The sequence below is a fragment of the Flavobacterium procerum genome (assembly GCF_042431625.1).
Taxonomy (GTDB): domain Bacteria; phylum Bacteroidota; class Bacteroidia; order Flavobacteriales; family Flavobacteriaceae; genus Flavobacterium; species Flavobacterium procerum.
Genome location: NZ_JBHLYW010000009.1, coordinates 279,957 through 292,864, shown reverse-complemented (window position 1 = coordinate 292,864; position 12,908 = coordinate 279,957). Strand labels below are relative to the sequence as shown.

Below are 12,908 nucleotides of genomic sequence, written 5' to 3'. Positions count from 1 at the left end.
TTCCATTGCAATTCCTATTGGAATAATTTTTCATTGTTGTATAACAATGAAAGATTGCTTGCACTTTAATAAAATTACAATTATATAAAAATTACAAAATGAAAAAAGTACTATTTTTTGCGGCAGCTTTGACGGCTTCACTACAAATCTATGCGCAAAAAAAAGACAGCATATCGGGCAAATATACCTTAATGGACGAGGTGATTATTGAAGGAGTCAGAAAGTCCAAAGATGTTTCCAGTGAACTGGCTTCTAAATTGCCACTCAAGAACCTGGAAAATCCTCAGGTGACCGCTTCGGTCTCACCGCAGCTTATTAAAAACAGAAATTTTTTCACTCAAGGCGAAATGCTCAAAAATGCCACAGGTGTTGCGCCCAGCTGGGCAGGAATTTCACCTTATTATTCCATCCGGGGATTTCGTACCCGATCGAGCTTCAGAAATGGCGTAAACGGTTATGTGGCCTCTGATATGGATCCGGTTAACATCGCCCAGTTAGAAGTAATCAAAGGACCAAGCGCTGTAATTTTTGGCGGAGGAGGTGCTACTATGATTACTTTCGGAGGACTAATTAATCGGGTTACCGTAAAACCACAACAGACCACTTTTGCTGACATTACTGTAATGGGCGGATCTTACGATCTGCAACGTGCAACTCTTGATATCAATACACCTCTTGACAAAGATGGAAAGGTTCTTGCCCGTTTAACCGGCGCTTATAACTACAATGATACTTTTCAGGATCAGGGTTTTTCAAAAACATTTTTTTTAGCTCCAAGTATTTCTTATAAAATCAGCGATGATTTAAATATTCAGCTTGATGCCGAAATTTTAAACAAAACCGCTACCAACAATCCGCTTTACCAGGTGGCTTTGGGGACTGCTAAATCAGCAGATGAACTCCATTTGGATTATTACCGTTCTTTCAATGACAACTCACTTACACTCAATAACAAGGCAGTAAATATTTACGGAAAAGTCATTTACAGGCTTTCAGAGAATTGGAAATCGGAAACCAATTTAATTTCAGTCAATAATAAAACTCCGGGCGATTACATCCGATTAAGATTAGATGATAACAGCAAGAATGTGACGCGAAGAGTGTACAGAATGTATCCGGAAAACATTACCAGCCAGCAGATCCAGCAGGATTTTGTGGGGAATTTCAAAATTGGCAGTGTGAAAAACCGGCTGATTGCGGGGGTTGAATACTATCATTATCTCTATGGGATTGCCAGTAAATCTATGAATTTTACTAAAGTTTCAGCTGCTGGGACAGATCCTGAGAATGCTAATTTTAATAATGAATACATTTCCGGTCAATTGGCCTTAAAACCCTATGGAGAGAATTATAAGGCAATTCAGGATCATTATTCCCTATATATTTCAGACGTTATCAACCCTTTGGAGAATTTAAGTGTAATGCTTAGTGCCCGAATCAATTACATCAATAACAAAGGGACTGAGGATTTATTAACAGCGACAACTACCGGGGATTACACACAAACGGCTGTTTCTCCGAAATTGGGAATCAATTACCAGATTATCCCTGAAAGAATAGCATTATTTGCTAATTATATGAATGGTTTTCAGCCGCAGGCACCGCAGTCGGTAAACGGGCAGATGACCAATTTCCAGCCCGTTTATGGAAACCAATGGGAATCGGGAGTTAAAGTTTCCCTGAAAAAGAACCTGTTGGATGCCGTTTTGAACTATTATCATATTGATCTAACCAATGTGGTAAGACAAAACCCAAATGATACGGCTTCTTATCTGCAGGATGGCGAGCAGCGCAGTAAAGGCTTTGAAGCAGATTTAGAATCAAATCCGATGAAAGGACTGTTTCTGCATGCCGGTTTTGCTTATAATGACAGTAAACTTATTGTTTCCGATGCGCTTACTCAAGGGTTAAGGCCTGTAGATGCAGGGCCCAAACTTTCCGGAACCTGGTACGTGAATTACGCTCCGCAGTCAAGAGCATTAAATGGCTTTTCATTAGGTATAGGAGGCAGTCATTATGGTAAAGATCTGATGATTAATAATATCAATGGCTCTTTTTATACGAATCCTTATACGGTAATCAACTCGGTGCTGAGTTTTGAGAAAACCCGTTATGTATTTTCGCTTTCTGCCAATAACCTGCTCAACGAGCATTATTGGTATGGCGGCCGTGGTATGGTTACTCCGGGAACCCTTCGCCAGGTGATTTTATCTCTAAAATTAAAATTGTAATGCTGTAATTCAGAACTTCCATTGAAAAAAATTACAAAGACCTCATTTAAACTGCACAGCTGCCTCGGATTATTTTTCGGGGTGCTGTATCTGTTTTTTGGAATTTCGGGCGCTTTATTGGTTTTTAAAAAAGAGATTGAGTATTTCAATAATCCGCCAATGCATTATTGCGTTAAAAGCAGTAAAACCATTTCATTAAACCAGATGTATCATAAAGTCTCTGAGAGGTATCCCCGGGCGCGGCAGATCATGCTGCAGACTTTTCCCAGAAATAGCTGCGACACCTATGAATTTATGATTTTTAATTATCAGGACAAGGTAAGCGATAATTATCTCTATTACTGTATGGTAGACCCTTATTCTGGAAAAATTGTAAGAGAGGGGAGTTTTGGCTCTCTACAATCCCCTTTTTTCCGCTGGCTTTATGCTGCGCATTATTCGCTTTTAATTGATAAACCAGGCAGACTCATAACTGCCATTGCGGCCATTGCTTTACTGTTGAACTTAATTACAGGTATAATCATTTATCGTAAAAAGATATTTGGTGTACTCACTTTTAAAGAGAAGTTAAATCGTAAATCTTCCAGAACTCTTTATTCTTCGCTGCACAGGATTATTGGCGTCTGGACCCTGTTGCTTAATTTCATTCTTTTTTTCACTGGTTTCTGGATGAATAAAAGTCTTTTTTTACCTGCTCAGTGGGAATTAATTCCTAAGAAAGAACAGAATTATCAGGTAAAGGCAAATATTGACCAAATAATAAAAGAGGCCTGGGAAATTCCGAATTTCAAGCCAATTGCAGTAAAAATAGCTGCTGATAAAAAAACAGACATTATAGTAAGCGGCGAGTTTTCGGATACTGAAAATCCATTGTATTTTGGTAAAGGCAGCGACGTTTATTATGAAAGTGATAATGGCAATTGGATCAAAACCATACGCATTGAAGAAAAATCATTTTCCGACCGGTTTTATTGGATCATGAAACAGCTTCACAGGGGGGATTATGACAGTTTTTGGATTAAAATTATTTATTTAATTGCCGGATTCAGCCCTGCAATACTTTCTATTACGGGATTTATTCTTTGGAAAAGAAAAGGCAGAAAAGAAATATCTAAAAAACACAAATAATAACATGTCTGTTTTGTGATTTTAAAACTCGTTTAAATGGGGGTCCTGCTATGAGTTTAAAAATGTTTTTAATGCTCTTACATGCACTAATACGATAATTGAACAAATAGCGTTCGATGCCATTTTCCTTATTATCTAATAGATTTCTAAGGCTAAAATTAAATATAAATTTAAAATTTTTGTTTAATTACTGGGATATAAATGTTGAATATAACGCCCTTGTTTAAATTACTATCAGCGGTTATAATTCCATTATGATTTTCTACAATTTTCTTTACAATAGCCAGACCAATTCCCGTTCCGGGATATTCCTCAATGTGATGGAGTCTTTGAAATATGATAAAGACAGTCTCGTTGTATTGAGCTTCAAAGCCAATTCCATTATCTTTAAAAGTAAGATTCCAATAGTCACAAACCTGCGTACTACCTGGCAGATTAAGCAGCTTGAATTCACTGTACTTAAGTATAGTAGATTGTATGGTAATATGAAGTTCAATATCAGGTATACAGAACTTTAAGGAGTTTGATATCAGGTTATAGATAAGCTGGCTAAATTGGAATGGCCTTATATAGGCAGGCACTAATCCGTTTATTTTAAAAACAGCTTTTTTTCGATCAATTGCATCTGAAAATTCTGATTTAATATCTTCGATTACAGCACTCAGATCACTCACTTCATAGGGATGTTCCAGTACACTCACTTTTGAAAATTCCAGTAAATCTTCAATAAGCTGTCTCATTCTTGTTGCCGAGACATGTATGCGTTTCAAATTGTTTTTTCCCGCTTCAGTCATCGTATTGATCTCTTTTTCCATTATAATGGAGATGAAAGTCTGAATTTTTCGCAGCGGTTCCTGCAGGTCATGGCTTGAGATAAAATTAAAAGCAAGCAGCTCTTTATTAGCATTCAATAGCTCAATTGCTCTTTTTTCCTTCTCCGCATTTTGGAGTTCGAGTTCCTGATTTGCCTTAAGCAGTGCTGCAGTCTGTATTTTTAGTTTTTCAATAAGCTCTTCTTTCTGAACTAATTCTTCTGCTTCTTTCAGGGCACGATTTATTTTTTGGATCAGGGATGAGAAATTGTTTTTGGAAACATAATCCGTAACGCCTTCTTTTATTAGCATTACGGCATTTTCCTCCCCAATAGTACCTGAAATTATGACAAAGGGTATATTAAGGCTCCTGTCTTTTACTATTTTAAAGGCCGAAACAGCATCAAATGAAGGCAGCGCATAATCTGATAGGATAATATCGGGCAAAAATGTATCAAGAGATTCTTCAAAAATATTTCTTGAATCGACTATTTTTGTTACAAAAGACAGCCCTGATTTTCTCAGGTGGCGGATTAATAAATCTGCATCAGAAGTATTGTCTTCTAATATCAATGCTCTAATATCTTTTTTCATTTACTATAGAATCATAGTTTGAGGAATATAACTTAAATCCTTAATTAGCAGGCTGGCTCAGGATCATCCAGTACATTCCAAGTTCTTTTATTGCATTAAAAAAGTTGTTGCTGTCTACGGGTTTTACAATGTAGCTGTTAGCACCAAGACTATAACATTCTGCAATGTCCGGATCTTCCTGGGAAGAGGTAAGAATGACTATTGGAATAGATTTAAGCGCATCGTCGCTTTTGACCTTTTCCAGCACCTGCATTCCTGACATCTTTGGCATTTTTAAATCCAAGAGAAGAAGTTTGGGATGTAATTTCGGATTTCTCTTTAAATAGATACCCCTGCAGTATAAAAAATCAAGCGCTTCGGCGCCATCTTTGACATGCAGGAGTTTGTTTGTAAAGCCGCTTTTACTCAGGGCACGCACAGTCAGCATGGCATCTTCCATGCTGTCTTCGGCAAATAAAATTTCAATATCTTCGTAATCCATTTTTTTGTTTTTTTTAATGTTTAATATTCGGCAGGCTGAAGTAAAATTCAGCGCCTTGATCTAATTTTGATTCCGCCCAAACCGCTCCCGAGTGCCGGCTGACTATTTTCTGCACGATTGCCAGTCCAATGCCTGTTCCTGTAAATTCCTCCTGCGAGTGCAGACGCTGGAAAACACCAAATAGTTTATCGTAATAGGCCATATCGAATCCTGCGCCCCAGTCTTTTACACTATATATGATTTTATCTTCTTGTGAACTTGATGTTATCTTGATTTTTATCTCCGGTTTGTATTTTGAATATTTTATAGCATTAGAGATTAGATTGATCCATACCTGTTTGATCAGTGAGGGATCTCCATTTGATGGGGCAAGTTCTTCAATTTCAAAAATGGGTGTATTTTCACCTTTTTCAAATGTTATATCGTTTATGACTCCACTTACCAGCGTCGTCATGTTTATATTGACAGAGGATACCTCTTTACGGCCTAATTTACTGAAAGCAAGCAGGTCATCTATCAATATTCCCATTTTATTGGAATTGTTGATTATGGCTTGTATGATTTTTTTTCCATCATTATCTATTGAATCTGCATGGTCTTCTATCAATATTTGTGTATAACCATTGATTGCCCGGATTGGAGCGCGCAGATCATGGGAAACAGAATAGGAAAATGATCCCAGTTCCTCCTGTGCTTTTTTCAGCTCTTCATTAGCCAGAGTCAATTCACTGCTTCTTTTTTCCTGATAGGCAAGCTCCTTATTTTTAACAATCAATTCTGCTGCACGTTTAACTTTCTCTACTTTTCTTTTTTCTTTAAGAATCTTCTCAGAAGCAAGTTTCTTATTGGCAATTGCAAGTTCGGCAGCGCGTTTTTCTTTTTCTCTGTTTTGAACGGCCAGTTCTTTATTGGCGATAATTAATTCTTCTGCCCGTTTTTCTTTTTGCTCGTTCTGAAATTTCAATTCTTTATTAGCAATGATTAATTCTGCGGCAAGAGTTTCTTTTTCCTTATTTTTAAAGGCCAGTTCTCTATTGGCTGTAATTAATTCAGATGATCTTTTTTCCTTTTCCTGAGCCTGGACAGCCAGCTGTAAAAATTGTGTTTTGGCAAGTGTGATATCAGTGGCTATCTTTAGGATCTTATAAGGTTTCGCCTCTGTATTAAAAATAGGATTGTAACTGCCCAATAGCCATATTAATTTGCCGTTTTTCGCGTTCAGGACAAATTCGTCCTTTTGATGGATGCCCTTTTTTAGGCTGTTCCAAAAAAACTGATACGCATTTGATTTTGAATAGGCAGGATCCACTAAAACACTGTGATGTTTTCCAATTAAATCTTTTGCAGTGTAGCCCATGATTTTGAGGAAATTTTTATTGGCATTTAAAATATGGCCATCCATATCGAACTCTAGAGATGTATTTGTGGTATTAATAGCATTTGTGAGATTCAGCAAATATTGTTCATTTGCATGAAGCTGATCTTTAAGCTTTAAGATTTCGGCTTCTATTTGTTTATTATGAAATTCAGTTTCGACGTTGTTGACAATAGTCGGCATTGCTTTTTTTGCTTTACTGCTATTGTCAATCGGTAACTTTTCTTCAGTGAAATGTTTCCTATTCTTTGGAATGTTTTCCTTTTCTGGAAGTAATGTATCAGAAAGTGCTATTTCCCTAATACCATTTTTTTCTTTAATGCTCATAGTAAGCGATGTTTTATCTGAAAAATAATGGCATTAATTTGCTGGAAAAGCACCTATATTTTAATAATTATTTAGAACGTATACCTTGATGGTAAATCAGGTAATTTTATATTAAGCGAATATAGGCAAATAAAATGGTTATACAATTCATTATCTTGGGATACAGCGCTAAAAAGGTTGTTATGGAAATGTTTCAGGAATTAGAGCAGGGGTAATAACAGATGTAGATTCTTTCGTACTTTTATAGTTTATCCCTTTATTTTTTCCTTGTGATACTGTCCGGGCCATTTTTTTATTTTTGCAGCAGCTGGATTTCCTTTGGATCCCCTAAAGGGCAGAGAGTCCTGTGATAGTTCTCTGGTAATTAATTTTTTTATCTTCGAAATGGAAGTTGAATTTAGGGAACTCATCGTGGGGATAGTATAATTTTGAAGTTTAAAAATATTTTTTTGGAGCTTTTCCCGCTATAGGTTCCAATCTTTTATTTTGAACCCCAAAATAAAAAGGATTTCCACTTCTATCGGGGCTAGGTCGGCTGCGTATTGGAATCTCTTTATTGAATTGGAAATCAGCAGTGGTTTAGTTAATTATTATTACAAAAAGAAAATAAAGCAGAAATGAGCCGATAATTACTTGTTAGTAGGCATATGAAAAATAATGGCGCCAATTGTCTTCAATTGGCGCCATTTGGCTGTGTGACAGGGACAGGACAAATTGCGATATCATTTTTGGATGATTGTAAGAAATTGGCTTTCTATATGTAGTGTAGGTCTTTCATTGGCTTTGTAAATTTGGTTTAGATGTACTGTTGGTGATTGATGGAAAATTCCATTTGATTTTTTAAGCCAACTTAAACAGAATTCGCCTTAGCTTTTTGCGCCACTTTTGGAGGCAACTCCAATTGATGGGGCAAAGTTTAAAGGAAATAAATGTTGTATAAAAAAATAAGAACCGAAATAAAAAAGCAATGTTTATTAAAAAATCCTCGTTAATCGATTGATTATGAAATTATAAATTATCTCTACAATTTACTTTTCCACAATTGTGATCAGTTTTATCATCATCTCGATTACTTTTTCCTTAGTCAGAGGAATAACATTGTTAACAATGGTATATCCTTCTACAAAAGGAATCAGAAAACTTACGATTTCTTCAGGCTTGCTGCAAAAAGCAGAAACCAGATCAATCATCCATAAACAATAGGTTTTATAGTAGGTTTCCACAGCATTTTGTAATTCCTTCTTCCTTGATGCTAAAGTCCATATTTCCTGAAACATCAAGGTTTGATGACTGTCTCTTCCATCAATTAATAACATACTCAAAACCTTTTTCAGAAAAACATTTTTATCAGGTGTGCTGTCAGCTGCCAAAAGTTTGATAGCTTGAGTCAGTTCTTTCTTGCAGCTTTCAAAGTAAAATTCCACTGTGGCAATCAAAAGAAGATCTTTATCTTTATAATAGTATTGCAGATTACTTAAAGACAAATTTGCATTTTTTGCTATTTTCCTCATAGAGAGATTTTCTGCACCTTCCTTTATTAGCAGCTCTATTGTTGTAGATAAGATCTGATTTAATCGCTCTTCTTTTTTGTCCATTTTGTAAAATTAAATAAAAAATATTAAAAACATTTTTTTGTATAGGTCACTTGACCTATATTTGTAATAGGTCAAGTGACCTATATTTAATTTGTAAAATATTATGATATGGAATTACAAGAAAAAAGAATTCTGATTGTTGGCGGTTACGGGCAGGTAGGAACCAACATCGCACGTTTGATAAGAGACGCTGACGAGACTGTCAAACTTATTCTTGCAGGGAGAAATCCCCAAAAAGGAGAACTGCTTGCTAAAGAGTTAACCCACGCTGAAACAGCATATATCGATTTGGAAGAAGGTTTCAATTTAGCTCAATTTCGAGAAATTGCTCTTATAATATCAGCTTTGGATGACCATAGCAATATTTTAAGGGAAACGGCTATTTTAAATGGTATTGCCTGTATTACGGTAAGCGAATTGGCTGATCAGATTGCTGCTACAGCATTTCTTGGCCTTCATAAAACAATTTCTGCTCCTATAGTTTTCGCAGGGCATTGGCAGGCCGGACTCTTGACATTAGTTGTAAAGCAGATGGCTTCTGGATTCAGCAGCATCACGCATATCGAAACTGCCGGACTATACGATGAAAAAGACCCGGTAGGACCATTGGTTGCAGAAGAAGTCAGCGGTTTTGTAGGTAAGGCACTCATCCGTCAGGATGGGAATTGGCTATATGTGGATTCAAAAAACAATGCAAGATCAATTAATCTTTATGGTGAATCATCGGCTATTGGCCATCCAATGAGTACCCTCGACGTTCCCAGCATAGCTGCTTTTACGGATGCCCGCAATATTCGGTTTGATTTTATTATTGGGGAATCAATAGGAAGCAGCAAAGGGTTGAGAGCATCACATGACATGTATGTTGAGATAGAAGGGATTTCATCATCTGGCGAACACAAGAAATTCAGATCCATTGTGTCTGGCCCAAAAGGGAATTCTCACCTAACTGCGGTAGGGGTCTATATGATCGCAGAGAGAATTCTTGGTCTTAGCGGACAGACTGCGCAGAAAACAGGAGGTCTTTACCTTCCTGAAACCATAGTCTTATCGGACAATATTATAAGCCGTCTGGCAGAATTTGGAATTCAAACTATTGAAGAGAATATCGATGTTCCTTAACGTTTTACTACAATTGAAATGAAAAAATTATTAATTATTATCGCACTATTTATTGTCACATCCAATGTTAGTGCCCAAACAAAAAATAATCATTTAAAAGAACAGACAAAAATGACAAATACAACAATCTTACACAAAGCCAATGAATTTGTGAAAAATGGCAATTACGAAAGTTTTTTAGCTTACTGTACCCCAAATACCAAATGGTTTTTTGTTGGTGAGCGTATTCTTAATGGAAAAGAAGAAGTCCGTGCTTATATGAAAGAATTCTACTTGGAGCCACCAGTGTTCAGTGTGGAAAAGGCAATCGAAGAAGACAATTTTGTTATGGTGACGGGTGAAATTCGATTAAAAAATAAGGCCGGAAAATATGAACATTTTGATTATTGTGATATCTGGCGGTTCGAAGATGGGAAGATAGCAGAGCTTAAAGCATTTGTCATCGAGAAAAAGTCTTAATTATAAGATACTTTGAGTAAAAAATTATCACTTGTAAACAAAAATGGCGCCAATTGTCTTCAATTGGCGCCATTTGGCTTTGTGACAGGACAGGACAGGACAAGACAGATTTCTACATCATTTTTGGATGATTTGAAGATATTGGCTTACTATATGTAACGTCTGTCTTTCATTGGCTTCGTAAATTTGGTTTAGATGTCTTGTTGGGGATTGATGCAAAAAAATATAAAAACTCAATTTATTTATGGCATTATACTAATATACAATTCTACAAATATTATGGAAGATTTGAAAAGATTGTTTTCGTTAAGGTAGAATTGTTTTTCTTTGGCTCTATGAATTGCAATCTGGAATTTCAAAGTAAATTTATTTGATTTTCAAAACTTTTTTCAGTAAAATGATTAATTTATTTATTTATTTGGTCAAATAAGTATTCCTTAACTTTTACAGTAAAAATTTCATAGTTAAATAGCAAAAAAAATCAGCATTCGTCTTAGCTTTTTGGTTGGGAAAAAGTATTAAATCCATACTTGTTGATTGTTGTTAGACTGGAGTTAAAAAATGGTTTATTTTTTTTCTATACATTTTGAAGAATTGAAGAGATTGGTGTTAATGTAGCGACTATCTTTAAATATCTATAATATTTTGGATTTAATGCATTGTTATTGATTGTTGGAAAAATTAGCGAATTAGAGCTCTATTTTTTTTATTATTAAAAATTCATATTCTGTAAATCTCGTCTTAGAATTATTCTTCTTCGCGCAATGGTATCATATTATTTTACTCAATCGAGTAACTATCATTTTCGAGATATAATTTTTGAAACGCCGACAAATCATCAGGATTTTCTTCAAGCATTTTATACATCTTTCTAAAAAAGTTTTCTCTGCCTAATCCGGGATTAAAAATCATTGTCATTTTCACAATAGAGTTCGAATTATTATTATAACCGTGAACTGAAAATCTTGGTATGTGAATAACGGTTCCTGCTTCTGCAGTTGATTCCCCTTGGGATGTCAGAACTGTTAAGATTCCTTCTCGGATTATAAATGTTTCATCCATTTCTTTATGATAGTGCAATTTCGGACCTCGTGTATTAGCTTGCATTTCTATTTCATATAATCCAAATTGACTATTTGTTAATGTAGTTGGGACAATTACTTTAAGTTTATTTCCATGGCTTTGAAACTGTTCGCTTTTATATGGTGGAACGATGACAGCATCATCGTTCCATTCTTTTGTAATTGATTTATTCATCATACTTATTGCTTAAATTTATTTAGGAATTTGTTCAATTAAAATTTCGTTTCCTGCTTTATCGAAATAAGTGCAGGTCATTTTTTCCATGCATACCGCCCATTTTTCAATACCCGATTTAGCACAATCTCTACAAAAAGTAGGGTAGTCTGTTTTGCCTTGCTGGTGTGCTTTGATGTCTGTATTGAATTGTTCCATATTTGAAACTTGGGCAATAATTAAAGGATTATAACTAGCTATTGATGAAGTTTTATAGTTATTTATGCCATAATAATCAGTATGACCATCAGTTACAAAGGTTTCATAATAGGTAACTCCTAATTTTTTGATGTCTTGAATATACGCAGGAAAATCTGCGCCTGATTTTACTTTACTGTGAGCTGTTTTTACTTGTTCTACTATAAACATTTTTTCTTGTTTTTTAATTGTTAAACGTTTTGTTGAATTACATGCAATCATAATGGCCACACTAGATAATATGACTGTAGATCTTAAAATTAATTTTACCATTTTTTATTTGCATTAAGATTACAATGCAAAGATGCGATGGTGAAATATCCTGTAATTGTAAAAAATCGTTTTTCTACAAGAATCGTTTGAAGTTTTCGGGTGTATCACCAGTAAATTGTTTGAAATCTTTGATGAAATGAGCTTGGTCGAAAAAGTTATTTTCGTAACAGATTTCAGTCAGCGTTTTAGTTTTGTTCAAATTTTCAAGAACTGAATTAAATCGAACAATGGAAGAAAATTTCTTAGGAGTTGTTCCAACTACTTTTCTAAAACGTTTTTCAAATGGACTTTGACTGATGAATAGTTTTTCATTTAAATCTTTTATGCGGATAGTTCCATTACTTTGGTAAATGAGTTTAATTGCTTCAACAATTAATTTGTCTGTTTGAATATCTTTTAGCTCAGACAACAAAAATTGTTCGATGATTTTTATCCGAAGTTTGTCTGTGTTTGCCATTGCTAGCTTTTCTTCAACTTCAGCTGTAGAATTTTTATTAAAAATAGTATCCAGAGAAAGACTTAAATTAAAGAGTTCGTATGCAGGATTGGAAGCGAAATGAGTAAAACCAATTTCAGTAAAATAAACTAAAACAGTACCTATGTCTGTTGAATTTTTGAAGATCTTGTAACCGTCTGTAATTCCAGTAATTCCTGCTGAAGTTAGATTAGTTTCCGTATTTTCTTTTATTGTTTTAAGATGCCCTTTTTACTGAAAACCGATGACCAGTTCTGGAGAAGGAAAAATTTTATATTCATTTTCCAATTCATTCTCCGATACTACAAAATATTTAATGTAGGGCTTTAATTGTTATGTCGGAAAATGCTTTTCAAATCTCATGCTATTTCTTTTTGATCCAATAAATTTATACAATACTACATAAAAAATGAATAATTAGAATTATAGATTTACGGCAAATTATGATTTATTTTGAAACAGTTCTATGACTAGTCATACACTGTCTATTATATACAATCTTTTTTTTTAGATCTTAAGAGGCAAGTTTGTTTGATTCCAAA

12 protein-coding genes are annotated in these 12,908 nt (G+C 34.9%); 5 read left to right on the top strand and 7 right to left on the bottom strand.

Annotation, left to right across the window (positions count from 1 at the left end; translation table 11 throughout):
• The first annotated feature begins 98 nt into the window (after positions 1 to 98).
• Both ACFFLS_RS12705 and ACFFLS_RS12700 read left to right on the top strand, forming a co-directional pair.
• Entirely contained in the window at positions 99 to 2,231 is a 2,133-nt protein-coding gene (locus ACFFLS_RS12705; protein WP_379686420.1) for a TonB-dependent siderophore receptor, read from the top strand.
• A gap of 21 nt (positions 2,232 to 2,252) precedes the next feature.
• Entirely contained in the window at positions 2,253 to 3,359 is a 1,107-nt protein-coding gene (locus tag ACFFLS_RS12700; protein ID WP_379686422.1) for a PepSY-associated TM helix domain-containing protein, read from the top strand.
• A 170-nt stretch (positions 3,360 to 3,529) separates the two neighbouring features.
• On the opposite strand, the gene ACFFLS_RS12695 is transcribed toward ACFFLS_RS12700, so the two are convergent.
• The 4 genes from ACFFLS_RS12695 to ACFFLS_RS12680 all read right to left on the bottom strand — a co-directional run bounded on the left by ACFFLS_RS12695 (position 3,530) and on the right by ACFFLS_RS12680 (position 8,543).
• Entirely contained in the window at positions 3,530 to 4,765 is a 1,236-nt protein-coding gene (locus ACFFLS_RS12695) for a sensor histidine kinase (protein WP_379689419.1), read from the bottom strand.
• A 40-nt stretch (positions 4,766 to 4,805) separates the two neighbouring features.
• On the bottom strand, positions 4,806 to 5,246 hold the full coding sequence (locus ACFFLS_RS12690) for a response regulator (protein WP_379686426.1): 441 nt from the start codon (positions 5,244 to 5,246) through the stop codon (positions 4,806 to 4,808).
• Between the two features lie 13 nt (positions 5,247 to 5,259).
• Positions 5,260 to 6,948, bottom strand: coding sequence for a PAS domain-containing sensor histidine kinase (locus ACFFLS_RS12685; protein ID WP_379686427.1), 1,689 nt, complete (start codon positions 6,946 to 6,948; stop codon positions 5,260 to 5,262).
• A 1,028-nt stretch (positions 6,949 to 7,976) separates the two neighbouring features.
• A complete protein-coding gene (locus ACFFLS_RS12680; protein WP_379686428.1) occupies positions 7,977 to 8,543 on the bottom strand; it encodes a TetR/AcrR family transcriptional regulator in 567 nt (188 codons plus the stop codon).
• 108 nt (positions 8,544 to 8,651) lie between these two features.
• Between ACFFLS_RS12680 and ACFFLS_RS12675 the strand changes: the two genes are divergently transcribed.
• From ACFFLS_RS12675 to ACFFLS_RS12665, 3 genes are read left to right on the top strand one after another with little or no spacing between them, the layout of a single operon-like run.
• Positions 8,652 to 9,665 carry a hypothetical protein gene (locus ACFFLS_RS12675; RefSeq protein WP_379686430.1) on the top strand — a complete coding sequence of 338 codons (1,014 nt, stop codon included), beginning with the start codon at positions 8,652 to 8,654 and terminating at the stop codon, positions 9,663 to 9,665.
• Positions 9,666 to 9,683: 18 nt separating this feature from the next.
• Entirely contained in the window at positions 9,684 to 10,124 is a 441-nt protein-coding gene (locus ACFFLS_RS12670) for a nuclear transport factor 2 family protein (RefSeq protein ID WP_379686432.1), read from the top strand.
• Positions 10,125 to 10,136: 12 nt separating this feature from the next.
• Positions 10,137 to 10,283 (top strand): hypothetical protein, encoded by a 147-nt coding sequence (locus ACFFLS_RS12665; protein ID WP_379686433.1) that lies wholly within the window; start codon positions 10,137 to 10,139, stop codon positions 10,281 to 10,283.
• A gap of 621 nt (positions 10,284 to 10,904) precedes the next feature.
• Here ACFFLS_RS12665 and ACFFLS_RS12660 read toward each other — a convergent pair.
• The 3 genes from ACFFLS_RS12660 to ACFFLS_RS12650 form a co-directional block, all read right to left on the bottom strand.
• Positions 10,905 to 11,384: a cupin domain-containing protein gene (locus tag ACFFLS_RS12660; RefSeq protein WP_379686435.1), complete on the bottom strand. Its 480-nt coding sequence runs from the start codon at positions 11,382 to 11,384 to the stop codon at positions 10,905 to 10,907.
• A gap of 15 nt (positions 11,385 to 11,399) precedes the next feature.
• Positions 11,400 to 11,891 (bottom strand): DUF1398 domain-containing protein, encoded by a 492-nt coding sequence (locus tag ACFFLS_RS12655; RefSeq protein ID WP_379686436.1) that lies wholly within the window; start codon positions 11,889 to 11,891, stop codon positions 11,400 to 11,402.
• Between the two features lie 73 nt (positions 11,892 to 11,964).
• A complete protein-coding gene (locus ACFFLS_RS12650) occupies positions 11,965 to 12,348 on the bottom strand; it encodes a helix-turn-helix domain-containing protein (RefSeq protein ID WP_379686437.1) in 384 nt (127 codons plus the stop codon).
• Positions 12,349 to 12,908: the final 560 nt, after the last annotated feature.